31 protein-coding genes are annotated in these 26,071 nt (G+C 31.5%); 15 read left to right on the top strand and 16 right to left on the bottom strand.

Features of this window, described 5'->3' with window-relative positions:
- Nucleotides 1-76: 76 nt before the first annotated feature.
- From HM981_RS09045 to HM981_RS08990, 12 genes are all read right to left on the bottom strand, one after another.
- Entirely contained in the window at nt 77-2,653 is a 2,577-nt protein-coding gene (locus tag HM981_RS09045) for a T9SS type A sorting domain-containing protein (protein ID WP_179338467.1), read from the bottom strand.
- Nucleotides 2,654-3,586: 933 nt separating this feature from the next.
- Complete coding sequence (locus HM981_RS09040; RefSeq protein ID WP_179338466.1) at nt 3,587-4,417, bottom strand: universal stress protein; 831 nt, start codon at nt 4,415-4,417, stop codon at nt 3,587-3,589.
- Between the two features lie 166 nt (nt 4,418-4,583).
- Entirely contained in the window at nt 4,584-4,949 is a 366-nt protein-coding gene (locus HM981_RS09035) for a hypothetical protein (RefSeq protein ID WP_246286198.1), read from the bottom strand.
- A 34-nt stretch (nt 4,950-4,983) separates the two neighbouring features.
- Entirely contained in the window at nt 4,984-5,406 is a 423-nt protein-coding gene (locus HM981_RS09030; protein ID WP_179338464.1) for a hypothetical protein, read from the bottom strand.
- 114 nt (nt 5,407-5,520) lie between these two features.
- The gene (locus tag HM981_RS09025; protein WP_179338463.1) at nt 5,521-5,952 is read right to left on the bottom strand and encodes a GreA/GreB family elongation factor; all 432 of its coding nucleotides are present in this window, start codon (nt 5,950-5,952) and stop codon (nt 5,521-5,523) included.
- Nucleotides 5,953-5,970: 18 nt separating this feature from the next.
- Nucleotides 5,971-7,275, bottom strand: a complete 1,305-nt coding sequence (locus HM981_RS09020; RefSeq protein ID WP_179338462.1) for a Glu/Leu/Phe/Val family dehydrogenase — start codon at nt 7,273-7,275, stop codon at nt 5,971-5,973.
- A gap of 175 nt (nt 7,276-7,450) precedes the next feature.
- A complete protein-coding gene (locus HM981_RS09015) occupies nt 7,451-7,615 on the bottom strand; it encodes a hypothetical protein (RefSeq protein ID WP_179338461.1) in 165 nt (54 codons plus the stop codon).
- A gap of 189 nt (nt 7,616-7,804) precedes the next feature.
- Nucleotides 7,805-9,133 (bottom strand): sigma-54-dependent transcriptional regulator, encoded by a 1,329-nt coding sequence (locus HM981_RS09010; RefSeq protein WP_179338460.1) that lies wholly within the window; start codon nt 9,131-9,133, stop codon nt 7,805-7,807.
- Between the two features lie 9 nt (nt 9,134-9,142).
- Nucleotides 9,143-10,234 carry a sensor histidine kinase gene (locus tag HM981_RS09005; protein ID WP_179338459.1) on the bottom strand — a complete coding sequence of 364 codons (1,092 nt, stop codon included), beginning with the start codon at nt 10,232-10,234 and terminating at the stop codon, nt 9,143-9,145.
- 63 nt (nt 10,235-10,297) lie between these two features.
- Nucleotides 10,298-11,602: a Na+/H+ antiporter NhaA gene (gene nhaA / locus HM981_RS09000; protein ID WP_179338458.1), complete on the bottom strand. Its 1,305-nt coding sequence runs from the start codon at nt 11,600-11,602 to the stop codon at nt 10,298-10,300.
- 239 nt (nt 11,603-11,841) lie between these two features.
- The gene (locus tag HM981_RS08995; protein ID WP_179338457.1) at nt 11,842-12,072 is read right to left on the bottom strand and encodes a hypothetical protein; all 231 of its coding nucleotides are present in this window, start codon (nt 12,070-12,072) and stop codon (nt 11,842-11,844) included.
- 25 nt (nt 12,073-12,097) lie between these two features.
- Complete coding sequence (locus tag HM981_RS08990) at nt 12,098-12,970, bottom strand: universal stress protein (protein WP_179338456.1); 873 nt, start codon at nt 12,968-12,970, stop codon at nt 12,098-12,100.
- Nucleotides 12,971-13,090: 120 nt separating this feature from the next.
- On the opposite strand from HM981_RS08990, the gene HM981_RS08985 reads away from it, so the two are divergent.
- The 15 genes from HM981_RS08985 to HM981_RS08915 all read left to right on the top strand — a co-directional run bounded on the left by HM981_RS08985 (nt 13,091) and on the right by HM981_RS08915 (nt 23,755).
- A complete protein-coding gene (locus HM981_RS08985) occupies nt 13,091-13,543 on the top strand; it encodes a hypothetical protein (RefSeq protein ID WP_179338455.1) in 453 nt (150 codons plus the stop codon).
- A 34-nt stretch (nt 13,544-13,577) separates the two neighbouring features.
- Nucleotides 13,578-13,802: a hypothetical protein gene (locus tag HM981_RS08980; RefSeq protein WP_179338454.1), complete on the top strand. Its 225-nt coding sequence runs from the start codon at nt 13,578-13,580 to the stop codon at nt 13,800-13,802.
- 11 nt (nt 13,803-13,813) lie between these two features.
- Complete coding sequence (locus HM981_RS08975; protein WP_179338453.1) at nt 13,814-14,179, top strand: arsenate reductase family protein; 366 nt, start codon at nt 13,814-13,816, stop codon at nt 14,177-14,179.
- 99 nt (nt 14,180-14,278) lie between these two features.
- On the top strand, nt 14,279-14,665 hold the full coding sequence (locus tag HM981_RS08970) for a hypothetical protein (protein ID WP_179338452.1): 387 nt from the start codon (nt 14,279-14,281) through the stop codon (nt 14,663-14,665).
- A 420-nt stretch (nt 14,666-15,085) separates the two neighbouring features.
- The gene (locus HM981_RS08965; RefSeq protein WP_179338451.1) at nt 15,086-15,595 is read left to right on the top strand and encodes a ferritin; all 510 of its coding nucleotides are present in this window, start codon (nt 15,086-15,088) and stop codon (nt 15,593-15,595) included.
- A gap of 70 nt (nt 15,596-15,665) precedes the next feature.
- On the top strand, nt 15,666-16,484 hold the full coding sequence (locus tag HM981_RS08960; RefSeq protein WP_179338450.1) for a DUF1269 domain-containing protein: 819 nt from the start codon (nt 15,666-15,668) through the stop codon (nt 16,482-16,484).
- Between the two features lie 38 nt (nt 16,485-16,522).
- On the top strand, nt 16,523-17,233 hold the full coding sequence (locus tag HM981_RS08955; protein WP_179338449.1) for a 2,3-bisphosphoglycerate-dependent phosphoglycerate mutase: 711 nt from the start codon (nt 16,523-16,525) through the stop codon (nt 17,231-17,233).
- Nucleotides 17,234-17,237: 4 nt separating this feature from the next.
- Nucleotides 17,238-17,675 carry a hypothetical protein gene (locus tag HM981_RS08950; protein WP_179338448.1) on the top strand — a complete coding sequence of 146 codons (438 nt, stop codon included), beginning with the start codon at nt 17,238-17,240 and terminating at the stop codon, nt 17,673-17,675.
- 23 nt (nt 17,676-17,698) lie between these two features.
- On the top strand, nt 17,699-18,199 hold the full coding sequence (locus tag HM981_RS08945; protein ID WP_179338447.1) for a hypothetical protein: 501 nt from the start codon (nt 17,699-17,701) through the stop codon (nt 18,197-18,199).
- A 7-nt stretch (nt 18,200-18,206) separates the two neighbouring features.
- Nucleotides 18,207-18,776: an HdeD family acid-resistance protein gene (locus HM981_RS08940; protein WP_179338446.1), complete on the top strand. Its 570-nt coding sequence runs from the start codon at nt 18,207-18,209 to the stop codon at nt 18,774-18,776.
- Nucleotides 18,777-18,831: 55 nt separating this feature from the next.
- Nucleotides 18,832-20,424 carry an oleate hydratase gene (locus tag HM981_RS08935; protein ID WP_179338445.1) on the top strand — a complete coding sequence of 531 codons (1,593 nt, stop codon included), beginning with the start codon at nt 18,832-18,834 and terminating at the stop codon, nt 20,422-20,424.
- Nucleotides 20,425-20,444: 20 nt separating this feature from the next.
- Nucleotides 20,445-21,074, top strand: a complete 630-nt coding sequence (locus HM981_RS08930; protein ID WP_179338444.1) for a DUF2238 domain-containing protein — start codon at nt 20,445-20,447, stop codon at nt 21,072-21,074.
- A 76-nt stretch (nt 21,075-21,150) separates the two neighbouring features.
- Nucleotides 21,151-21,804, top strand: coding sequence for a BON domain-containing protein (locus HM981_RS08925; protein WP_179338443.1), 654 nt, complete (start codon nt 21,151-21,153; stop codon nt 21,802-21,804).
- A gap of 343 nt (nt 21,805-22,147) precedes the next feature.
- Nucleotides 22,148-23,044: a 3-hydroxyacyl-CoA dehydrogenase gene (locus tag HM981_RS08920; protein WP_179338442.1), complete on the top strand. Its 897-nt coding sequence runs from the start codon at nt 22,148-22,150 to the stop codon at nt 23,042-23,044.
- Nucleotides 23,045-23,098: 54 nt separating this feature from the next.
- Entirely contained in the window at nt 23,099-23,755 is a 657-nt protein-coding gene (locus tag HM981_RS08915) for a BON domain-containing protein (protein WP_179338441.1), read from the top strand.
- Between the two features lie 167 nt (nt 23,756-23,922).
- Here HM981_RS08915 and HM981_RS08910 read toward each other — a convergent pair whose 3' ends face one another.
- The 4 genes from HM981_RS08910 to HM981_RS08895 all read right to left on the bottom strand — a co-directional run bounded on the left by HM981_RS08910 (nt 23,923) and on the right by HM981_RS08895 (nt 26,070).
- Nucleotides 23,923-24,279 carry a hypothetical protein gene (locus tag HM981_RS08910; RefSeq protein WP_179338440.1) on the bottom strand — a complete coding sequence of 119 codons (357 nt, stop codon included), beginning with the start codon at nt 24,277-24,279 and terminating at the stop codon, nt 23,923-23,925.
- Nucleotides 24,280-24,302: 23 nt separating this feature from the next.
- The gene (gene trxA / locus HM981_RS08905) at nt 24,303-24,614 is read right to left on the bottom strand and encodes a thioredoxin (protein WP_179338439.1); all 312 of its coding nucleotides are present in this window, start codon (nt 24,612-24,614) and stop codon (nt 24,303-24,305) included.
- 74 nt (nt 24,615-24,688) lie between these two features.
- Nucleotides 24,689-25,096, bottom strand: a complete 408-nt coding sequence (locus HM981_RS08900) for a hypothetical protein (protein ID WP_179338438.1) — start codon at nt 25,094-25,096, stop codon at nt 24,689-24,691.
- Nucleotides 25,097-25,119: 23 nt separating this feature from the next.
- A complete protein-coding gene (locus tag HM981_RS08895) occupies nt 25,120-26,070 on the bottom strand; it encodes a DnaJ C-terminal domain-containing protein (protein WP_179338437.1) in 951 nt (316 codons plus the stop codon).
- Nucleotide 26,071 lies beyond the last annotated feature (1 nt).

Genomic DNA, 26,071 nt, shown 5'->3' with positions numbered 1-26,071 from the left:
TTGCGGTTTTTTTTGGTACTGATTAATTCAAAATGATATGTATATTCAACAATTTAAAGTGTTGATTTTATATGATTTATTTAATAATAATTTTTTGAGTTCTGTTTTGCGTTTCACTTTTTAATTCAACTATATAAACTCCTGTTCCTATTGCATTCACATTAACAGTATTTGTAGTGCTAGTAGTATCTAAAGCTTGTTGTAATACCATTCTGCCCTGCATATCATATACTGTAGCCATTGTACTAGTATTTAATTGACCTTTAATTACAACTGTTTTTGTTACTTGCTCTGAGTAAATATTTAATCCGTTTAACAAGTCGTCTTTTATTGATAATGTTAATGCAGAAAAATGTATATAGAAACGACCTGTTCCATTTAATGTACTCAATGGTGTAAATACGTAATCACCAGTATTTAATAACGTCCAAGTGTTAGTGACATTATCCTCAAGGTAAACATTAACACTTGAAGGTATAGTAGCCGTTGTAGCATTTAACCCTAATGTTAATTGCACACCTGCTTCACTTTTAACACCAAGTGGCACAACTACATCGTTAAAATCGTCATATGATAATGCTTGTATAGCCATTTCAATATTTGTATTGTCTTCAACTAAATGTGTAAAGATCCCTTTTGCAGACCCTGCATAAGCACCTGCATCATAACCAGGGTCTAATCCACGAGTTTGATTGTCTGCAAAATATATTTTTGTAGTAAAATTAGATGTTCCGTTAGACAAAAATAACTCAGATAAAACAAAGTCAGGTGTTGTTCTACCAACAATAAAATCATCTGAATTTCCAATAGTTCTCATTTCTGGTTTGAAAGTTACAGTTCCTCCACCAGACTTAGTTCTTACAAAGAAACCTTGTGCTGGTGTAATTTTATCAGTCGTATTAAATGCATTCCAGATAGTGAAATTACTACCATTAGAATCATCAGCATCATAACCATAAATGGCTTGAAAAGCTCCTGTATCGAATTGACTTGAGTTCTCTGTGAAAAAAGCATCAAAATCTAAATATGAAGGAAAAGGGTTTCCTATTAAATTCCATTTACCATAAGTAGCGTGACCTCCATCTGAAATAGAAACAGGTACATCTACTGCTGGTGAAGCGACTTCAGCTCTAATTAAAAGAGTACTTCCAGCATTAGTTGCTGTTCTGTAACCTATTCCAGGGATTATATTTTCAGCTCCATCATCCACTTCATCCCACGTTAGGTATTCACCAGCGGTATTGTCAAAAGGACCAAACAATTTTTCAGTCGTTGTTGCTGGGTTCTCGTAAAGACTACCGTTTTCTGCTGTAAAATCACTAAATACTCTCGTTGCAGGAGTCGATATTAAATCGTTATCTGAGAATATATTTACATATCTATAATATCTAATATCTCCATCTACGGCACCGTTAAAAATTAAACTACCAAAACTATCAGATTGACTCTGAGCAAAAAGTTGACCATTTCTTGTTACGGTATCTCCATTTACAGTAAGAGAGTTTCCTGGAGTAACTATTACTCTTTCTTTTTCAACGTCCGTACCATCTATATTTACAATGGTAAAGTCATTTACAATAACGTCTGAATTTATTGATATAAGGCCATGTATTATTACATTATCATTAATCGCATTAGGTACAACACCACCTACCCAAGAGGTAGCATCTTCCCAATCCATACTCTGACCAGTTGTTGAAGTATACGTCACACCTACTGGGATAATTTTAGTAATATAGCCAGAAGCATCTTGTACAAGAGTACCATTTTCAGGTTCTACACCATCAATAAGCCACGTATCTAATTCCGTTTGAGAAACACTAGTATCTGTTGTTCCTATTCTAAGAACACCAGATGTATAATTTTTTAAATCAACGATACCTCCATTTGTTGAAGCTCCAGAAAACTGAACTGTTGTTACTGATGAATCAAAGTTTAACGCTAACGTATTTGAGTTAAGATTGAGGTTAGCCATATTGTTTTGGTTGGCATTGAATGCGACTTCAGATGTTGTATTTTGATTATTTGAAATGGAAGCTTCAATAGTGTTTTCTCCATTTACAGTTAATAACGCATCGTTGCCTCCTGTAAAATTAAAACTACCAGTAAAGTCTGTACAATCTGAAGTAGTTCCTAAAATTAATTCATTTCTGAATCTAATACTATTACTTCCTGTAACAATTCCATTTAATTCTATAGGATTAACAGTAGATAGGTTATGGAAATAAACAGCAGATGCTCCTAATGCCAATGTATTTCCATCAGCGAAAATTAGTTTACTCGAACTAGCATTTCTAATTCTCTTATTAGTATTTAAATTTATGTTACAGTCAAAAGTAGTTATTGCTGTATTGGCATTATTACCAATAGAATTACTACCTGTAGCAGCACTTCCAATTGTTAAAGTACCATTGGAAATGGTTATTGGTGTACCTGAAATTATTATTTCATCTAAAGAAAAAGTGCCACCGTTTAAGTCCGCTTTAGTTGTCATGGTCGCTATACCTGTTGCTGGTGTAGTTGGTGTCCAGTTTGCGTTGTTAGTCCAAAGATCATCTGTAGTTTCAGCAAAAGTAGCATCTTGTGCGTTTAGTTGAGAACTTCCTAATCCTGCGAGGACTAAAAGCATAATAAAGTGTAGTTGTTTTTTCATAATATAAGTAGATTTATAAGATTTAACAAAAATAAGCATTTAAAACGATTGCGCTTTGCTTTTTTGACCCAAAAACATACTCATTTCTTGTGAAATGATTTATTTAACGATTTTATTATGCTTTTTAACGAAAAATCTTACTTTTTTTATTAAAAATAAAAAAAAAGATTTATTTTTTGGTTAACCAAGGACTACTCCTAAAAATGATTATAAGGTTTTGAAATTTTATAACCACAGAGAATTGTTTTCTTCAAATTTCGAATAGCAATTATTTTTTCTCTAGATAATGCTTTTTTTTGTTCTCGCTGTAAATGGAATTTTGTAACTATAAAAAAGATATTTATAAATACATCTTCTTTAATTGCACTATAATAAATAGCTCTAATTGCTCTAGCGTATGACCTTATACCATTTTTAGAATTTCCTATTGACTAAAGTTCTATCTCAAATTCAGTTAAAAAAGTTCCTGTAATCTTATGAAACTTTACCCTTGGATTGGAAACAACCCTTCATTCGCAGTTTTTGACTTAGTACTAGTATCCAAAATTAATTTTGCTCGTGCCATTTCTCCGTAACTTTAAATATATAAGCAGTAAAAATCACGCATACTTTACGTACACTTTTGTTTGAGTACAATTGATATCAAACAATTTAAAACCCCAAATAAACAACACAAAATCAATTATTTACAAACAATATTACTAATAAAACTAGTCAGTTTTTTGGTCTTCTAAGCAGGCTATCCAAGGTTCGAATCCTAGTGCGATTACAAAAAATAGTGAGGCTTTTTTGTATCTTAGAATGATATATTCTACTTATATTTTAATTACTAAAAATTGGTGCTGGTACCAACCAAGACAATAACACAATAATTAAAATTCCTAAGAGAATAGCAATACTATAATATTTACGATTACTCATAAGTCTCTTTTTTTATTGATGAATGGTTAAAACCGTATTATGACGTAATTGACCTATTTTAGAAATAACTTTAGATTTATAAAGTCCTATTATTCTGAACAGGTTCGGTTTTTGGTCTATCACACATATTATATCATCATGATGAGAAACCGCATAGTTTTTAAGCTCTTTAGATGAATGTATATATTCAATGTCTATTTTTTTTCCTGAATAGATCTTTAGGTAAGCAGTAAATATTTCTAAGTTATTAGCTGCATCTATATCTAAGGTGTTAGATTCCTCAAGCACTAAAATTCCTATTTTATAATTTGTGTTTGTTAGCGTTTTACAAAATTTATCAATTTCAATTGTATTAACTTTTTGTTTAAAATCTGAAGCAATAGTTATATAAACATCATTACTAACAGCTGCATTTGGTGGCACAATTAAAAAAGGACAGGATCTTATTTTTTCTAATATGCTCTCATTATGTTTACTAATCGATTTCCCTACGCTACCAGAAAGAATCACTAAATCTATAGCGATCTCTTCAATACTATTTTTTATCCCATCAACTAGAGTTATACATTTGGAAATAGCATTAAACTCATGCTTTGAGTTATTAGAATTCAACGTGTGTTGTTCTACCAATTTACCTAATTGCAGTAATGATTCTTTTTTTGGTTTTTCGAACCAGTCATCATCTGCTTGAAGTAATTCAATAGCATTTAAGCCACTAGAATCATAGGTGTAATTATTAAGAAAGTAAAATTGACACTCTTCATATTTAAAAAAATCAATGATATAATCTATTGTATGTAAACTATTAATTGAAAAGTCTGTGGGAATTAAAATCTTCTTCATATTTCTATACTTTTAAAATTGATATTTATCTCTTAAGAATAACCATGAAAACAGTTGCGGTTTCAGCTTCAGATGCAATAACTAAAAATCACTCTACTCTACTATTAAGTTGTGGTGTCGCTGTGGTCCTAGACAAGTTTAAAAAATCAACTTGAAGGTTTACTAATTACTTACGATGAAGTCTTTTTAATGCTGTATAAAATTGACTTCTAAAAAGTTGGTAATCCTTTAAAAGCTTACTGTAATTTGCTCGTCTTAACTCATGCACCTTTGCTCTGCTAAAATCATAGTCCGTTTTTCCATACTCATATTCGGCTTTTAATTCTTGCTCATATTTGCATAAAGCTGCCATATTAAGAATATTCTTTCTTCGTATAGCTTGTATACTTAATGCTATGGTGGTGTCCTTTAAAAGTTGTTTTTCTACAATTTTAAAATTATCTAACTCTGTATTAAAATATTCTAGATTGTTGATCCAAGAACACAATTCCGCTAAATCTTTTTGAATGGATAATCTTCTGTAAGATTCCATTTTGTACGTTAAAGCTCTGTCCAATGATCTAAAATCAATTAACTTTTAAAAGTGTAAACTTTCCTTGTACTTTATTAAAGAATTCATCCTTTAACCTTCTGTATTTATCCAAATGGTACAAATAGCTTCTACGGTAACTCTCATGTTCTTTTATATATACCATATCGCATTGTGTATCTTCACACTCCACTATATGGACTCTAGAATTAGAATATTTAATAAGTGCTTCTAGCAATATTTTATTTTGGGTTTTCTTTTTTTGAAAACGTTCTTCAACATTAATGTCTTCTAATTTTGCATTAAAACCTTCCGAGCATATACTAGTTAGATTAACCAATTCCTTTTTTATATATTTTAAATGGTTAATCCAATTATCTAGTTCCATAGTGTTGATTTTATGCGTGACATCGACGTCAGAATCATGGTGAAATATTTCGGTGTTATGAGTTGTATCCATAGTTTTAATATTAATACAGTATCCGTTTATTTCAGCATAACAAAAATTTTATGCTATGCTGAATTTTAAACTCTACATTGTGTTTATTTATCCAATTAATACCTATTACTTAAATTAGGTTTTGAATTGTTCCGTAATCTCTGTTTCTCTATAAGTGCAGTCTTGTACGACATTAATGATACTGAAATTCTGTTTTCCCGAAGGAAAATCCCACTGAACAGTATCGTCTACAGAATAGCCAATTAAAGCAGAACCCATTGGAGTTAGCACTGAAATTTTACTTTGCTTTATGTCTCTTTCTGAAGGAATTACCAGTTGCAGCACCTTCTCTACTCCATTTTCTAAAACCAAAGTAACTGTACTATTAAATCTTATGACATCTTTAGGCATTTCGTCTTCATCTACAATATGAGCTGTTTTAAGCTCATTGGCCAGAGACATTAAGCATTTTTGTGTTTCGAGATCTCCTGCGTAACCAGATATATTAAGTATGCGTTTTAAGTATACGTATTCTTTCTTTTCTAAAATTATACTTCCGTATTTCATTTTATATACTTTATAGATTTATGGAAAAATTCCTCTTTGCACATACGCTTTTTCAATGCGCTCTATAGCGATACAAAATGCAGCAGTTCTCATATCTATCGCCTGACGCTCAGAATAGTCGAAGACTTTATCAAATGACCCTTTTAGCTTTTTACTTAGTTTTTCCATGACTTCTTCTAAATGCCATATCTCACCATTTCGGTTTTGTAACCATTCAAAATAACTACCAATTACACCTCCCGAATTACATAAAATATCTGGTATAATAGCGATACCTCTTTCTAAAAGTATGGCTTCACCATCTACATTTGTTGGACCATTAGCACCTTCTGCAATTAATTTTGCTTTAATTTTTGGTGCATTTTCTTTTGTAATTTGATTTCCTAAGGCTGCAGGAATTAAGATATCGCAATCTAAAGTGAAGAAGTCTTTCTTATCTACCAACTTAGAATTTGGAAAATCTACAATGCTACCATTGTTAACTTTAGTATAATTAAATAAATCTTCCACGTTTATTCCTTTAGCGTTTTTAATACTTCCATGAGCATCTTGTACAGCTACTAATTTGGCTCCATCTTTTTCTAAGAAATGTGCCGCCCAATAACCAACATTTCCAAAACCTTGTACAATAAATGTTTTGTCATCTAAACTCACCTTATTTTTCTCTGCCCAAAACTTAATAGTTAAATAGACTCCAAATCCTGTGGCTCTATCTCTACCTTCTAAGCCTCCACTTCCGTCTGGCTTACCTGTAACGACATGCTGGTTTGCAGTACGTTGTGCAGGTGGTCTTGTACTCATATAAGTATCTGCAATCCATGCCATTGTTTGGCTGTTGGTATTAACATCTGGTGCAGGTATATCGTGTTCTGGACCAATATTATCGGCCAATGCAAACGTAAAACGTCTTGTAATGCGCTCTAATTCTGATTCTGAATACTTTGAAGGATCTATTTTTATACCTCCTTTACCACCTCCATAAGGCAAACCTGCTAATGAAGTTTTCCAAGTCATCCACATCGCTAAAGCACGAGCGGCATCTAAATCTACAGTTGGGTGATAACGCAATCCGCCTTTATAAGGACCTAATGCATTATTATGTTGTACACGATAGCCTGTAAAGATTTCGACGTCTCCATTATCCATTTTTACAGGAAAATTTACCAAAACTTCATTGTTAGTGATGCTTAGAATTTTTCGGATGTTAGGATGTAAATTAATATGATCTGCAGCACTATTAAATTGCTCCATCACGTTATCCATCATCCCTTTTAAAGGCATTTTTTTTGCCGATTTTTTCAAATTCGCAGTTATTGTTGTCATTTATTTATAATTAAAATTCTTATTTAAAATAACGGTTAGTTATAGATCTTTCCTGATATTTCTCATTGATATATTTACTTCTAGATGATCTCAATACAGATTTTTTTTCTATTAAACTGCGAGACCTAAACACTGACATTAATGCGTTATAAATCATAATTCTATTTCTAAAAAATTAAACTAATTCTAGTGTACGTTTTGGCTGTTCTGTCTTAATTAAATCGACGTTGCTTGGTTGGGTTTCATCAAACTCACTACATGACCAAACTTTATCTTTTTGAGCTGTTAACACACAATTATGGAGATGTATACAACTTGGACAAATATTAAATTGATTCATATTAAAAAAGTATTACTGTTATACACCTACCAAAAGGCAATGGCTGTGCCAAAACAAATACTATTGTTTATTACAAATAGAAAAACCCTTATAAATAAAGGGTTTCAATAACAATCAATATAATTTAAGTAATATATGAAGTGGTACAAAATTACCCGGTTGAGTAAATTTGTATCAGTAAAAAAAGGGCTATTCTGAGAGTTTTTGCCGAATAGTTTTTCGGTCTATTTGAAGAATTTCTGCGGCCTTAGTTTTATTATTACCTGTAGCTCTCAATACTTTTTCGATGTATTTTTTTTCTATAACTTTTAAAGGTTGAAGATTTTCTGAAGAAAACGATAACGTATATTTTAAATGCTCTGGCAAATGTGTGACATCAATAACTTTGTCACACATAATTACAGCACGTTGAATAACGTTTTCTAATTCTCTAATATTTCCTGGCCAATTGTAACGTTTTAAAATAGCTAACGCGTCTGGTGTTATTTTAAGAAAACGATCTTTATACTCTACCCCATATTTAAAGAGGAATTTATCTACCAAAGGTTCTATATCCTCTTTACGTTCTCTTAATGGTGCAACGTTTATTTCTACAACGGTTAGTCGGTAAAATAAATCGTCTCTAAAGGTTTTATTCTGAATCATTTCTCGCAGGTCGCTATTGGTTGCTGCAATAATTCTAATGTCAATTTTTTCTGCTTTAGTTGCACCAACTTTTACCACTTCCTTTTCTTGAAGCACTCGTAATAATCTCGATTGTACAGCAAGCGAAGCGTTTCCTATTTCATCTAAAAAAATAGTCCCTCCATCTGCTGCCTGAAAAAACCCGTTTCTATTAGTTTCTGCTCCTGTAAAAGCACCTTTCAAATATCCAAATAGTTCGGATTCTAATAAGTTTTCTGGTATGGCACCACAATTAACAGCAATAAATGGTGCTCTAGAGAATTTACCTTGATAATGAATAGCTCTTGCAACCAATTCTTTTCCTGTACCACTTTCTCCTTTTATAAAAACGGTAGCTTTATTATCTTTTACACGCTCTATAATTTGAATAACGTTATTTAACTTTTCGGAATTCCCAATAAGTTCTCCATAAGCTTTATCCTTAGAATTAGTTGATTGCTTATAGTCATCATTTTTAATATCTTGACTACTTATAGACTTAGTCAGTGCCAATTTTAACTCTTCTTTAGTAAAGGGTTTTGTTAAATAATCTACGACTCCAGACTTTATTGCAGATAACGAGTCTTGAACTGAAGGATAACCTGTTACTACTAGTTTTGGTAATTTTGGGTAATGCTCAGATACAAATTGGATGAGTTCAAAACCATCTACTTCTGGCATTTTTAAATCGGTAATTAATAAATCGATTTTAGTATCTCGCAAAATAACAACAGCCTCCTTTACGGAAATAGCTTTGAAAACATGGTAATTCCATGATTGCAAATGACGTTGTAACAGTTCGAGAATGTTTACGTCATCATCAACAATTAATATGTTTTCTTTGTGTAATTGCATAGTTAAAAATCAATCTTTTGGAAGTGTTATGGTAAATATAGCCCCTTTGTTTTTATTATTTTGGGCAACAATCCGTCCTTTATGTGATGCTACAATTCCGTGTACCACACTTAACCCTAAACCAGAACCATCTCCTGTTGGTTTTGTGGTAAAGAAAGGTTGAAATATTTTTTCCAAATCGTCTATTTCAAACCCTTTTCCTTCATCCAAAATATTTAAAATAATATCTTTTTTAGTGGTTGTGACTTCTACAGTTACTAAACCTTCTTTGGGAGAAAAGTAAATGGCATTCATTAATAAATTGAAAATAATTTGTGTAAGCTGAATGGGATCTGCTCGCAACCACATTTCTTCTTCTTCAATTTTTACAATATATTTTACCTGCGCTTTTCTAAACGTAGCATCTAGTAAATTGATTGCATTTTTAATGTTTGGTACAATGTTAATGCGTTTTTTCTCTTGAGGCATTTCGCAAGCAAAAAACATTAATTTTTTAACAACTTCTCTAGAGAATATGGCATTCTGAATAATTTTATCAATATCAGCTATAGATTCTTTTCTTTCCTCTAAATCACTTTTTAATAATTCTGCAAAGCCCAAAATATTAGCTAAAGGTGTATTAATTTCATGGGCAATACCAGCGGTAATTTCGCCAAGGATTCCTAAACGATCTGCACGTTCCATCTGTCGTTTTAAAGAGGCTTCATTTTTCTGAATTTCAATCCGTTCTAATAAGCTTCCTATTTTTATAGCAACATTATCTAATAATAATTGTTCTTCCTTTAAAAACACCTTTTCAAGAGCATTTGAAGGCTTTAAATAAGCCGTAAATTGTCCTTTGTTTTCATTAAAAATACTTATTTCTGATTGAATACTTTCTGCGTTTTCAACGACATTACAAGTTGAAATTAAAAACCCACTTGTACTAATCGCAATCTCTGTATCTTCAGAATACTGAAATGCTTTTTTTAAACTAAATGCAACAGCTGTTAATGTATCTTCTATAAGATTCTCATCTGTATTACCAATAATAGACGATACCTCATAAAGACATGTGAGTTCTTTAATCCGTTCTTTTAAAGCCTGTTCTGTTGTGCTCATTTCTTTTTTGAAATCTTATAAATTCTATGCTGTAACTTCTACCTAAAAACGCTAAGCGATTTTTTATTTTATCTCTTTTTTAGAGTCCATTCGTAAAATTGTATATCCAATAATAGCTGAGATAAAAGACCCAATAAGAATACCAATTTTAGCCGAATCTATATATTCTGGTGTAGATGCAAATGCTAAACTCGCTATAAAAATAGCCATTGTAAAACCAATACCTGCGATAAATGAAACACCCAAAATATGACGAAAAGTAATATCACTTGGAACTTCAATTAACTTAATTTTTTTAGCCAATAATACAATACCACTAATGCCAATACCTTTTCCTAAAATTAAACAAATTACAATATTAGTTACCAAAGCTGTATTTAAATTTTCAGCTCCACTGATTAAAACACCTGCGTTTGCAAGTGCAAAAATGGGAATAATAAAATAAGCCACCCAACCGTGTAAATTGTGCTCTAAATGCTGCAATGGCGATTGAAATTTTGATGACCAATCGTCCAAATCATCTATATGCTGAATCTGCTCTGTAGAAAGAATAGGTTTTTGTAATACACTTGCTCCTTTAATATCTTGATAAACGTTTTCTAATTGTTCTAAAAATGTTGATGTATCTATTTTTTGTCTAATTGGGACTGAAAACGCTAATAAAATACCAGCCACTGTAGGATGTATTCCTGATTTTAAAAACAAGAACCAAATGATTACTCCGAAGAAAAACATAACAAATCTTGAATAGTAACCTTTAAACGACAGAAAATATAAAACGGCCAACATAACTAAGGCAATTAATAACAACGTAATATTAATTGTACCACTATAAAATATGGCAATGACTAAAACGGCACCAATATCATCTACAATAGCAAAAGCCGTTAAAAAGACTTTAAGACTTAATGGCACGCGTTTTCCTAAGACGTTTAGAATTGCTAGTGAAAAGGCAATATCAGTCGCCATAGGAATTCCCCAACCTTTCGTAGTTTCTGGATTTTGATTAAGCACTAAATAGAAAAGTACAGGCACCAGCATTCCACCTAATGCACCAACTAACGGAAAGGCGATTTTCTTAGGTGTATTAAGTTCTCCAATTAATAATTCGCGCTTTATTTCTAAGCCTATTAGAAAAAAGAATACAGCCATTAATCCATCGTTTATCCAAAGAATTAAGGGTTTTTTAAATTCAAAAGTTTCGGTAACAATTCCGATATCATATTGCCATATTTCTCGATACACATCTCCAAAGGATGAATTTGCCCAAACTAAAGCAATAATTGTGGAGAACATAAGCAGAATACCACTAAAACTTTCAATTTTTACAAATTTTTGAAACGGAGTAAGAAATACTTTTTTTATCATATAAGTTGTTTTTTTTGAAAAAAAAATCAACTTCGAATATAAGAATTGAATGCTAGATTATTTCTTAATTAAGATGAATTTAAGAGATTTCAAAGCCTTTATAAGCATTACATAATAAGAGAAAATAACAACTTAAATTTCACTAGAACGTGATTTTAGTAAATGGTATTAATTTTAGATATCCATCAAAAAATTTGGACAGTAAACAGGAATAATAAAAAATACAAATACCAAAAACATTAAAGCCCAAAATACCACATTAAAAGTGGAAACGTAATAAGTTCTCCTCGTGATTCTGGTGGGCGTATAGAATGTGCAATCAATCCCTGAATACCAAAACTAAATAGTAAAAAGATAAGACTGGAGATAATAATTAATGTGCTGTTTGAAAACGTTGCTTTTGCAAAAAAGAGAAATATCCATAAAACAATTGCAATTACAATTACTATTCTAAATAATCTTCTAGTCATTATTTCTGTTTTTTAAATTTGTAAATTATTCTAAATGGAATATTCCATAATTTTTAGAATTAAAACTTAGTAAAGGAATTTTACCATAAGACTCCAAGCGTTTTACTAAGTCTCTATGAAACACTTTTGAAGAAAAACTACTACTCCTACGCTCAAGCATTGCTATGAGGTCTGCATTAGAAGTACCGAAGTAACTTTTTAGTGTCTTGAAGGCATCGTTTGAATATAAAATATCTAGTTCCAAATTAGGATAAACAATATGTTCATGAATTTTAGCTTCAATTTCTTTCTTTTCGCTTTTATCTATCGTTTTATCTAATGGAGAAATATGCAAAATCTTTATTTTAGCATTGAAGGGTTTCACTATTTCTACTAACTCGTTTATAGCACCAAAATCTTCGTCTTCAAAATCTGTAGCGTATATTATAGTTTTAATTTGTGTATTTGCAACGTTATTAGGAATTGTTAATACAGGACATGGTGCATTTTCTATAAGATTCTTAGCTGTACTTCCCATAATAATTTCTCGGATTTCACTAAGTCCTTTAATTCCAATAACAATTAAAAGAGCATTGATTTCATTAGCTTTTTTAATAATGCCTTTTACTACAGATTTATTCTCAATTGATTCTATTTCAATATTTATAGTAGCCACACTAGTATTTAGAACACGCTCAGAAAATGCAGTAAGTTTTGCATTGTGTTTTTTATGAGTCTCACCTTCAATATCAGGGAATGGGTCTTCAGCTTCCAAACTTAAATGGTCTAACATCGTTGGATAATCAAAAACATGAATTACCAATAATTTAGCTTTCATTTTTGTACTCATATTGTAAGCGTATTTCAACGCTAGTTCAGAGTTTTTGGAATAATCAGTAGCAAATAGAATCGTCTTCATGAGATGGTGGTCATTTCAATTATAAATCAAAATTACTTAGATAATAAGAAATGGAAAATGACCTACGTCATTTTAAACTCTAAACCTCTAATTTATCTTTACACTAAAATATTTAATATCATGACTAATTTTAGATACAGACCAAAAGACAATTACATTAATGAAGCCAATTGGAATCAACTTTATGTGCTAACAGAACATTGGAAATCTGACGTTCTTTTTTATAACGACGATTTAAAATTCTCACATGATCTTATTGATAAATATTTTCTTTGGATCTCAAATAAAGAGAATATAGATAAAGTTCAGGATATTGAAATAAACTTACTTAAAGTAGATAAGCAGTGTGCTGCATTATTAAAAAATATAAATACTCATTTACATCATATTGCAGAATTAATAGAGCATCCATTTCTGTACAATTCGCAAAAATTTAGAATAGAGCACGCACAATTGGAAGACGACCTCGCTCAGTTTGTAAAAGATTTTAGAAATAACAGAAAAGATGTTTTTCAAATTACCGAACACTTAATAAAACGAGAAGAACTGATACAGCAGCTAGAAGCTGTATAAAAGTGATTTTTTTAACCTGAAAAGCATTTACACCATGAAAAATCTACATAACATATTAACGCAGATAACAGCATTGACCAGTAATATTGAAACCAATTATCCAGAACTCTATCGTTCTTTGGATGAGAACCCAATGACTTTACCTGTTAGTAAACATCCTCATATAGACAAAAAAGTGATGGAAGAATACCTAGAAAGCTTAACAGATGTATTGAACCAATATGTGGAAGAAGAAAAAATAAGAATTAATAAGTTATAAAAATCGAAGTCATGGGAGAGATAGCCACATCAAACAGACAAATCACCTTATTTTACAATTCAAAATCGGAAATAGGAAAACAAACTTTAGCCTATGCAAAATCTGAAAGGTTAAAACTCGAAGATATCGATATACTAAAAGCAAAACTTACAGGAACACAAATTGTAGAATTGGCAGAAAAATTACACATCCAAGTAGCTAGTTTAATAAACCAAGAACATCCTTCCTATAAATCACACTTTGACCATCACAATTTATCTACTGATGATTGGATAAAAATGATTCAGCACAACCCGGAAATCATGAAACAACCTATTGCATTGCATGGAGACAAAACCATTTTAGTACAAACACCAACGGATATTATAAAAATATAAGCTTTTTTGTGTCTTTTTTTTTCAGTAATGACCTGAGTCATTTCATATAAATAGATAAATCGCAACCTTTGAAATATATTAATTTAAAAAAAATATATCATGAAAACAGAAGTTTTATACAACTCAAATATGCATTTTGAGCACCGACTGTGGAAAGGTGAACTCGAGTTTTGGAAAGATGAATTAAGATCTTTTAATAACCGGTTGAGTGAACTAGTTACACGTTGGACAAACAAAGATGTATTAGCACAATTAGAACACTATCAAAATGAATTTGTACTTCACGGCAGCGTCATTGAAGAATTAGAAGAATCCATAGAGCAACATGAAGAACGCATTGCAGGACAAAGTTTAGAAGGTGAAGATGCTATAGATATGGACTTAGCTAAAAAACATATTGAATTTAGAAACCGGCTAGAAACACAACGCGAAATTTACGCAAAACTGAAAAAAGATTTTTTTAGATTTCTTGAAAAAACGATGTAATCAATTCAATATACCAAAATAAAATAATTAGAAACTCTAATATTTTCAGAATATACCTCACAAGTTTTCAAAACCTGTGAGGTCTTTTTTTTCATAAATCTCAAAATAATTATTCATAAAAGATTATATAGTAGCACTAGATATTAATTTGGGAGTGACCACAAGGATCGCGATTTCCATTACAATTTCTCGCTCTTCTTGGCTGTAAGACTATGGGATTACCATTGCAAACATTTTTATATTCATAAGTTCATTAATTTAAAAATAATAAACCACGAATAATCACTCACGCAAAAAAAACAATAACATATAAAAATCCATTTTTTTTCATCACGCTGACCTAGGTCAGTGTCGCTCGCAGTATAACTATCTAATTTTGAATATTATTTAAAACGAATAACAATTTTTAAAATAAAAGATATGAAACCTAAATCAGAATTTTTAAGTGAAGCTATGGTTAAGTTACTTAACTATAGAGTAGAACAAGAAGAGTATTCTTCAAGATTATACTTGGCCATGTCAACATGGTTAGATGATAAAGGATTTGTTGGAGCTGCCAAGCTATTTAAACAATATAGTGACGAGGAAACCGTACACGCAACAAAAGCAAAAAATATGCTTTTATCAAATGGCATAAGACCAATAACACCAGCACTACAAAAACCAAAACAAGATTTTTTAAGCCTTCCTGATGTCATAATTTCAGCCTTGGAACACGAAAAAGAAATCACAAGACAATGTTACGACCTTACTAAAATGGCTCATGTAGAAGAAAACTATATGGTGGTAGAACTTGGTTTATGGTATTGCAAAGAACAAGCCGAAGAACTCAACAAAGTACAATACCTAATGGATAGATTAGAGGCCTTTGGAGAAGAGTTGATTATGCTAAGAGAATTAGATGAAGAAATGGGATCATTGGCGGATTAAGAAATACGTTTTAATAAAAATTAATATGAACTAAATCTAGAATAAAGTTCTAGGTAAAAACACAAACAAAATGGCAAATATCATAGTTATTCCTTTTAAGGAAGAGGCAAAAGCAATAGATGCTTTACACAAAATTAAAGAACTAGATGTTTATGGAGATATTACACTTTATGAACACATGATGATTCGTAAAACAGAAAAAAATCAATACGAAGTACTAAATAATAAAACAGATGGTTCAGGATGGAGAACACTCTCTGGAATGGCCATAGGCGGAATAGCTGGTGCATTGGCTGGTCCAATAGGATTTGCAATTGGTCTTTACACAGGTACTGTTGCAGGCGCTATTTGGGATGTTAATCACTTTGATTTCGAAAATGATTTTATTAAGAAAGTGAATAATAAAATGAATGTTGGCACCATTGCAATTATCGCAGAAGTCGCAGAAGATAGTCCAGTGTTCATTGATGAAGCGCTTAAAACCATAAGTTCTGAAATTATACGAAGTCAGGCAGAATTAGAATACGACGATTATATAGATGAACAAATCGAAGAATTAGAAGAAGAAATTGAAGATGAACGTCAACATCTTAAAAAAGCAACTTCAGACGAAAAAACGAAGATCAAAAATAAGATTACCAGTTTAAAAGCAAAACGAAAAGCTAAAATCGCTGAGTTGGAAGCCAAAAGAAAATCTACTTTAAAAGAGATTAAGGACAAGACTAATTCTCGAATCAAAAAAATGGAATCTCAACTTGCAGGCTTTGAGCATACTGTTGCTAATTCTTTTACAAAAGCAAGAAAAAACAGGTTAAAAAAGAGAATAAAAAGACAAGAAGAAAAATTATATCAATTACATAACGCATTAGGCGAAGATATTGTGGATTAAAAATTTAAGATTAATCCCATCTCATAAATAAAGTAATCATGGGAAAGTTAATATTAGTAAGACACGGAAAAAGTGTCTGGAATATAGAAAATATATTTACTGGGTGGACAGACATAGAGCTTGCTCCTCAAGGTATTGAAGAAGCTAAAACAGCAGGAAACCTGATTAGAGATGAACATATAAATATTGATATTTGTTTTTCATCTTATTTAAAAAGAGCGATAAAAACAGCCTCGATTATACTCGAAATAGCAGATTTAACACATATAGATTTCATTAAAAGTTGGAAGCTAAATGAACGAAATTATGGAGCTTGGCAAGGCCAAAATAAAGATAAGGTAAGAGCAGAAATTGGCGAAGAGCTTTTTTGGAATGTAAGACGTGGTTTTAGTGATGCTGCTCCTCCCCTAGCTATTGACGATAAGAGATGTCCAAGATTTGATACAAAATACAAGCTATTAAATAGCTCAGATTTGCCACTTACAGAATCTTTAGAAGACACAAAGCAAAGAGCTGTTCAGTATTATTTTGAAGCTATTGTCCCAGAATTGGTAAAAGGTAAAACCGTTTTGGTTTCTGCCCATGGAAATTCCATTAGAGCCTTAATGACAGAGATTTTAAATATTCCAGCTACTGAAATTTCTAAAGTAGAAGTACAAACAGGAGTCTTAAATATTTATGATTTTGATTCTACTATGACTTTAAAGGACAATTACAGATTAAAACAAAAAAGAGAATTAGTAATGTAAAGCAATGCTAAAAAAAGCAAACATATTATTCTTGGTTGCTATAGTGATTCTCTTCTCTATTCGTTCAATTAGATGTGGTTCTGTAACAAAAAACGACACAGAAACATCTAGAGATTCTCAAAAAGTAAGTTGGCAAGTGTTTTATAACAATGCTCAGATTGCCATAAAAGAAAGAGAATTTCAAATAGAAGAATTACGAAAAGAAATCTTAACAGACAGAAAAAAGGAAGAACAAAAACGTATTACTACACTAGACTCGTTAGAACAAAAAAAGAACAGTTTAAAAACGCGTTTAGCACATTTTAATACAAAGTTAAAAGCAACCTTAGGAAGTATTAATGAATCTGATAAAGTCTTAAAAACAACTTTTGAAAATGCATTTGTAAAAGATATGAATGAACTTTTAGCTGGACTCAGAGATTTTTGGAAAACAAGCAAATAAAATAATTTTTAAAACAATTAATTATGAAAACAAATATTTTATCCTTCATCATAATAGTATTTATGACAGGAACAGTTTTAACAAGCTGCGGCGAAGCCCCTAAACAAGATGCAAAAGCAGCTAAAGAAGATGCTAAAGAACTAAGCAAAGATTTAAAACAAGGAGCAGAAGACACGAGTAAAGAGATTAAAACTGCAGTAAGTGCAGACTGGCAAAAATTTAAAACAGAATCTGAAACAACTATTGAAAATTCAGAAAAAGAAATCAAATTATTAAGAGAAAAAATTGCAAAAGCAAGTAAAAGTGAAAAAGAAAAGTTGACTCAACAACTCGATAAGCTTGAACAAAAAAATAATGAATTAAAAGAAAAATTAGCAAAAAGAAGCAAAGCATTTAAAGACGGAGTAATTTCTTTTAACGAGGCATCTATCGCTACAGAACGCAAATTTGAACGCGAGTTTACTCACGATATGAATGAACTAGGTACTGCCTTAAAAGATCTATTTAAAAACAATGTGAATTAAAAAAATCATGGCAACTACAGTATTAAGTTCAGCACAATCTACAGTGAGAAATTGGTGGATATCACTCTTAATTGGAATTTTATACATCATTGCTGGAGTTTGGGTGTTTCAAACACCATTAGCAAGTTATGTGTCCTTAAGTATTGTTTTTAGTGTATTCATATTTGTTTCAGGTATATCTCAAATATTGTTTTCTATTACAAATAAAAACGATATAAATAATTGGGGCTGGTATCTCGCAGGTGGTATTCTAGATCTTATTATAGGCCTATTATTAATGTCACATCCCTTAATGACAATGACAATTTTACCTTTTTACGTTGGTTTTTGGCTATTGTTTCAGGGCTTTATGGCTATTGGATTATCGTTTCAGTTTAAAGCTATTGATGTTCCAAATTGGGGATGGTTATTATTTTTAGGGTTTCTCACTTTAATGTTTGCATTTCTACTATTAGCTAATCCCGTTTTTGCAGGTTTAAGCATAATTTACATGACAGCGATGGCATTTGTAAGTGCAGGTATTTTTCGAATATTTCTGGCATTTGGTTTAAAGAAAATTAAAAACGATTTCAGTTAACAATAAGAATATCTCAAGAAAAGTAGTCACTTGTCTTGAGGAAAAAATAAAAATTATGAAGCGACATAAAAATAAAAATCCAAAAGATGCTAAAGTATATCTTATTGGTAGCGGAATAGCATCGCTTGCAAGTGCTGTTTATTTAGTTAAAGATGCTGGTTTGCAAGGAAAAAACATTCATATTTTAGAAAAAGATAATATCCTTGGTGGTGCTTTAGATGGAGCAGGAAATGAAGACGACGGTTTTGTGGTTAGAGGTGGAAGAATGCACGAAAAACATTATGAGTGTTACTGGGATTTACTATCCTATATTCCATCTTTGGAAGATCCAAAGGTTTCTGTAAGGGATGAATCGTTTGAATTTAATGAAAGGTTTGTTTCAAATGGAAAAGCGAGGTTATTAAAAGAGGGTAAAAAACTAGATGTATCTTCCTATGGACTTTCACTTAAACAGCAAGCAGATTTCTTAAAACTATTAATGACGTCTGAAAAATTATTAGAGAACAAAAGAATTGAAGATTGGTACGATCACGATTTTTTTGAAACTAACTTCTGGTACATTTGGTCTACAATGTTTGCTTTTCAAAAATGGAGCAGTGTTGCCGAAATGAGAAGATACATGAGACGTTTAATTCATTTAGTAGATGGACTTTATCGTTTAGGTGGTGTAATGCGTACAAAATATAATCAGTACGATTCTGTAGTGCGTCCTATGAAAAAATATCTAGAAAACAAAGGCGTTGTATTTGATATGAAATGTGAAGTTGTAGATATAGATTTTGATTTATCTTCAGATAAAAAAACAGCAGCTGTAATACATCTAAAAGATAAGAATGAAATAGTGCTTGGTGAAAATGACTACGTTTTTATTACCAATGGTTCTATTACAGATAGTACAGATAATGGCGCTTGGGACAGACCTGCAAAACTAAAAGGGGTTGCAGAATCTGGGTCTTGGAAACTTTGGAAACACATAGCTAAAAAAGATAAGGCTTTTGGTAATCCTGGTGTTTTCTGTGACAATATAGATTTACAAAAATGGTATTCATTTACAGCAACGTTGAAAGATAGTACCTTTCATGATTACATGGAGAATTTCTCAGGTAATGTAGATGGTACTGGTGGTTTAGTAACCATGACAGATTCTAATTGGCTGATGTCTATTGTAATTGCTCGTCAACCACATTTCCCTAATCAACCTAAAGATGTTAAAGTATTTTGGGGTTATGGTTTATATCCAGATAGAAAAGGAAATTATGTTAATAAAACAATGGCAGAATGTACAGGTGAAGAAATCTTAGAAGAACTTTGGTATCATTTAAATATTCAGAAATTAATGAAACCAATTGTTGCTGAAGGAAAAGTAAACTGTATTCCAACAGCAATGCCTTTTATTGATAGCTTATTTATGCCAAGAGCATATGGAGATAGACCCGAAGTTTTAGTTGAAGGCGTAACTAATTTTGCCTTTTTAGGTCAGTTTGCAGAGGTACCAAAAGATATTGTGTTTACGGTAGAATACTCAGTAAGAACAGCACAAACAGCAGTCTATGGATTGTTTGAAACAGGAAAAAAACTAATTCCTGTTTACCCTTCAATTCACGAAGCAAAATCGCTTATTAAAGCGGCTAAATCTATTAGTAGCTAGCAACTTATAATTATTTTGATATGAAATTGCAAAGCAGTGTTATTACTGTAATCGGACATAAGACTTTTTGGTATGGTTTGTTGTTTTGTATCGTTTGGGCAAATTCCCTAATTGGTACTACAGACATTAAGAATTGGCTTATAGAAAATACGTTAACTGTAATAGCGCTGCTTTTTTTAATAGTCTCTTATAAAAAACACAGGTTTAGCGATTTTAGTTATCTCTTAATTTGTGTTTTTTTATGCTTACATGTTTATGGCTCTAAATATACTTATGCAGATAATACATTTGGTTTTTGGCTTCAAGATGTACTCCACACCTCTAGAAATCCATACGATAGACTCGTTCATTTTAGTTTTGGATTTCTGCTGTTCCTCCCATTGCACGAATTACTTTCAAAATGGTTGAAACTTTCAAAACGCGAAGCTTTTGTACTTCCCATTTTAATAATTCTATCTGCAAGCGCCTTATATGAAATTATAGAATGGTTGGTGGCTAATGTTTTTTTTGTAGAAGAAGGTGCTTCATATCTAGGAACGCAAGGAGACATCTGGGACTCTCAAAAAGACATGGCAATTGCTTTTCTAGGTGTTCAACTATCAGCTATAATTTATGCGCTGTTAAAATTTTCAAAAAAAACACTATTCTGATTTAGATCAGTGTCAACACTTTAAGTCCACATTACCTTTGAACTATTAATTAATGTTTAATCTAAATCATAAAATCATGAGAACAGATTCAAGTATCAAACAAGATGTCTTAGACGAGCTAGAATGGCAACCAAGCATCGATGAAACCCAAATTGGTGTTGTTGTAAAAGATGGTATTGTAACACTATCTGGAACAGTTGACAGTTACGCAAAAAAACGTGAGGCAGAAAATGCTGCTAAAAACGTATTTGGTGTAAAAGCTGTAGCAGAAGAAATCGAAGTACATTATGGAGACGGTTATAAGAAATCTGATGCAGAACTAGCAGCAGCAGCAGTTAATGCTTTAAAATGGAATATTTCAGTGCCCTCTAGTAAAATTGATGTCAAAGTTGAAAACGGTTGGGTTTATCTATCTGGAGAAGTTATGTGGGATTTTGAAAAACATGCCGCTAAAAAAGCTGTAGAAAACTTACAAGGTGTAAAATATGTTGTTGACAATATTTTACTAAAAAACTTAGTAGATGCTAAAGATATTGAGAACAAAATCAAAAAAGCATTTGAACGTTCTGCAGATATCGACTCTAAAGGTATTGCTGTAATAACTAATGGACATACTGTAACCTTAAAAGGGAAAGTACACTCATTAAAAGAAAAAGACGATGCTAGAAAAACCGCCTATTACTCTCCTGGAGTTTGGACAGTAGATAATGAATTAGAAGTTGTTTACTAATTGTTTTAAAAACGATATAAGAAATTGAAAATTCTAGTTTCTTATATAAAAATGCCCTAATCTAATACCATAGATTAGGGCATTTTTTTTAGACTGACCTAGGTCAGTACTTAGTAAAAGATACTGTCTTAATTTTGTAGTATACCATTGATGATTCAACTAAACGGTCATCTAAAAAGATGAACCGACTTAGACGCAAAACAATTGGTATTAAAAGAGTTAAGGTGGTAAAAAAACTTTAGAGAAATTCAACTAAAATAAACCTTGCATATTGAATATCTATTAAGAGTATTAGGTTCAACATAATATAAACTGAAGTCACAAAAACAAAAAAACTATAAAAATGAACTATAAAAATATTACCATAGCAGGAAGCGGTGTTTTGGGATACCAAATAGCATTTCAAACCGCATTTCATGGATTTCAAGTTACCGTTTATGATATCACAGATGAAAATTTAGAAAAAGCTAAAACAAAATTTAATATCTTAAGTGAAGCTTATCAAAGAGATTTAAATGCAACACAAAAGCAAATTGATGCAACGTTTAAAAACTTAAACTATACGTCTAATTTAGCCGAGTCGGTTAAAGATGCTGATTTGCTCATTGAAGCCGTACCAGAAAATCCAAAAATTAAAATAGATTTTTACTATAAATTGGCAAAAGTGGCACCTAAGAAAACGGTGTTTGCTACTAACTCTTCAACACTTTTACCAAGTGAGTTTGCAGACGCTACAGGAAGACCTTCTCAATTTTTGGCATTACATTTTGCGAACACCATATGGATTCATAACACAGCAGAAATTATGGGACATCCTAAAACCGACCCAAAAGTTTTCAAAGATGTAGTTGCCTTTGCCAAAGCGATTGGCATGTTAGCCTTGCCTTTGCATAAAGAACAACCTGGCTATATTTTAAATTCACTATTAGTACCATTATTAAGTGCTGCAACTGCGTTATTGGTAAATAAAGTTGCAGAGCCTCAAACTATAGATAAAACTTGGATGAAAGCAACAGGTGCACCATTAGGTCCTTTTGCTATTTTGGATGTTGTTGGTATTACTACAGCCTATAACATTAATAAAATAGAAGCTGATAAAACTAATGATCCTTTAAAAATTGAAACCGTAAAATACCTCAAAGAGAACTTTATAGATAAAAATAAATTAGGAGTTTCTACAGGCGAAGGATTCTATAAATATCCTAATCCAGCTTTTCAAGATTTAGATTTTTTGAAATAAATTGAGCTTAGATTGAAAGTCGTATAAATAAATAATAGATTAATTCATTAGATCATGAAAACAGATTCAGATATTAAAAAAAATGTATTAGAAGAACTTGAATGGCAACCAAATATAGATGAAACTCAAATTGGAGTCGTTGTAGAAAATGGAACCGTCATGCTTACTGGTGTTCTTGATAATTATCAGAAAAAAGTAGCCGCGGAGAAAGCAATAAAACGCGTAAAAGGTGTAAAAGCTTTAGCAGGAGATATCCAAGTTAAGTATGGAACAAAATACCAAAAAACCGACTTAGAGATTAGCAAAGCCATTGTTAAAGCGTTTGAATGGAATACTGCAGTACCAGAAAATAAAATTTCAATTGAAGTACGAGATGGTTGGGTTAACTTGTCTGGAGAAGTCAACTTTGCTTTCCAAAAAGATGCTGCAAAACGTGTTGCAGAAAATATTATTGGTGTAAAATGGATAAACAATGTTATCACCATAAAAAAAAGTCTACAGCCATTTGATATAAAAGAGAAAATAGCTAAAGCATTTATTCGTTCCGCAGATATTGATGCCAATGCTATATCAGTAGATAACACAGATGGTCTCGTAAAATTAAACGGAACAGTACATTCCATAGCAGAAAAGAAAGCCGCCGAAAACGCCGCCTATTTAGCTCCTGGTGTTCATATTGTAATTAATGAGTTAAATGTCATAGGGTATTAATCTATCCTGAATTTTAAGAAGCTATTTTTCTATTGAAATAACTATGAATACAATCTAAAAAAAACAAAACAAAACTTCTCTTTCAGTGTTAATTATAGTTCTAAAGAACAATTAAAGTTAATACTGAAGGAGCTTTATATATCTAAAATTTGATACCGATTGAATCTTTAATGCACTTTTAAAAAATTATTTAAAATATCCATTTGAAACTCACTAACAGCTGGTAAACTTTTCTCTGCATTCATCAATACCAAACCATATCCAATATCAGAAAGTTTACAATCTTGAACAATTCCTTCCTTTAAGCTACTAAAAACAGGCATAAAATGTTTGTGAGCAGCAATACCTGAAGCATTAATCACTTTAATGGCAGCACTGACAGCATCAGAAATTTGAACTGGTGTTAATCCTTTCTTTAAAAGATCGCTTGCCAAATATGGCATGTTTGTCGCATAATAGATATTCATAAAATTTTGAACCGTATCTGTTACGTCATAGTTTGTTGTATAAATTGCTAATTCCATAATGTCTTTTTTTTAATTAATAGTTAACCCAATACAGATGTATGCTGTTTTATAACATCTAAAAGTTGCGATTTACTTTGTACACCAGATTGTCTCCAAACTATCTGACCTTCTATAAATAAAACCAAAGTTGGTACTCCTCTAACATTGTAACGCTGTGCTACTGCTTGGTTTTTATCTATATCTATTTTTATAACACGTACTTTACCATTTACTTCTTGTGCTAGCTCTTTAATAACTGGAGATTGCGCCTTGCAAGGTCCACACCATTCTGCGAAGAAATCTACCAGAACAGGTGTTTTTTCATTTACTATTTTATTAAAATCGCCTTTCATCTGTTTTTAATTTTAAAACCAAACTATTAATTCACATATTGGATTAAGTAAATTAATAGTTGGATTATTTGTTATTAAAGCCCTTTTGCATAATTAAAAACGATTCTTTTAAAAGTTTTAAAATCCTTTGTAAATGTGCTCATTCTTAAGCCAATTTCTTGGTGTTTTTCTCGATAGTTATTATCAGATAATCCTTGTTCTGAAAGTTCTATTCTAGATAATAATTGTTCGTGTTTTATGATGGCTTCTTCTAAATCTTCAAACAAATCTTTATGAATTTTATCAAGATTTTTCAGCATTTGTTCATAGTCTGTATTATTTTTTTTTGAAATTTCTTTTTTAGTTAATAAGTCTTCAAAAAAACGAACTTCATCTTTATACAAGTCAATAGTATCTAGCCACTCTCTGCTTTCAAAGTGTAAAACATCTAGTCCTGCACCTAATAAATATTGCTCTTTTGGGTTTGAAATTAATGTGTCCATGATTTTATAGTTTTAATTTGTGTTTAATTTACCGTTTGAGTTGTTCTTAAATCTTGTAATTTTTTAAATAATTCTTCCTCTTCCTTAGTGAGTGTTTTAGGCAGATCTACATTTAATTTAACAAGCAAATCTCCATGTGTTGTTGGCTTATTATACTTTGGCATTCCTTTTCCCTTAAGTCTAAGTGTTTTTCCTGTTTCGCTACCTTTGGGAACTGTTATTTTTAAAGTTCCTGTAAATGTTGGCACTTCTATTTTTCCACCTAAAATGGCGGTATATAAATCTACTGAAGCATTGTATAACAGGTTATCTCCTCTTCTTTCAAATCTAGGATCTGCTTGTACTTTTAAAATGATATATAAATCTCCTCTTTTTCCACCTTGAGCACCTGATTGGCCTTTGCCTTTTATTTTTAATTGCTGACCATCATAAGCTCCTTTTTTAATGGTAATCCGTAACTTTTCATTATGAATTTCAAAAGTTCTTTTACTTCCTTCATAAGCTTCCAAAAGTGTAATGGGCATTTCGGCTTGCGTGTCTCCTCCTGAGTGTGTTGGTCGTTGTCCTCTTGCAGAACGTCCTCCTGCTCCAAAATAGGATTCAAAGAAACTTGAGAAATCGTCTCCACCTTGAGCGCCTTGACCATAAAATCCTGAAGGATCTCCTTGATAAGAATAACCGTCTCCCCTACTCTTTCTTTGGTTAGCTTGATTGGCATAATCTCTCCAATCATCTCCTGTGTTTTGGTAGGCTTCCCAATTAGAGCCAAGCGTATCATATTTTTCACGCTTTTCTTTATCGCTTAAGACTTCGTTAGCCTCATTAATTTCTTTAAATTTTTCTTCGGAAGCTTTATCATCTAGATTTTTATCTGGATGGTGTTTAGCTGCTAATTTCCGATAGGCTTTTTTGATGTCTTTTTCTGAAGCATCTTTATTAACGCCTAATATTTTGTAATAATCCTTATAGTTCATC

Origin of the sequence: Winogradskyella ludwigii (genome assembly GCF_013403985.1) — a bacterium.
Taxonomy (GTDB): domain Bacteria; phylum Bacteroidota; class Bacteroidia; order Flavobacteriales; family Flavobacteriaceae; genus Winogradskyella; species Winogradskyella ludwigii.
This window is presented reverse-complemented; position numbering and strand designations above follow the sequence as displayed.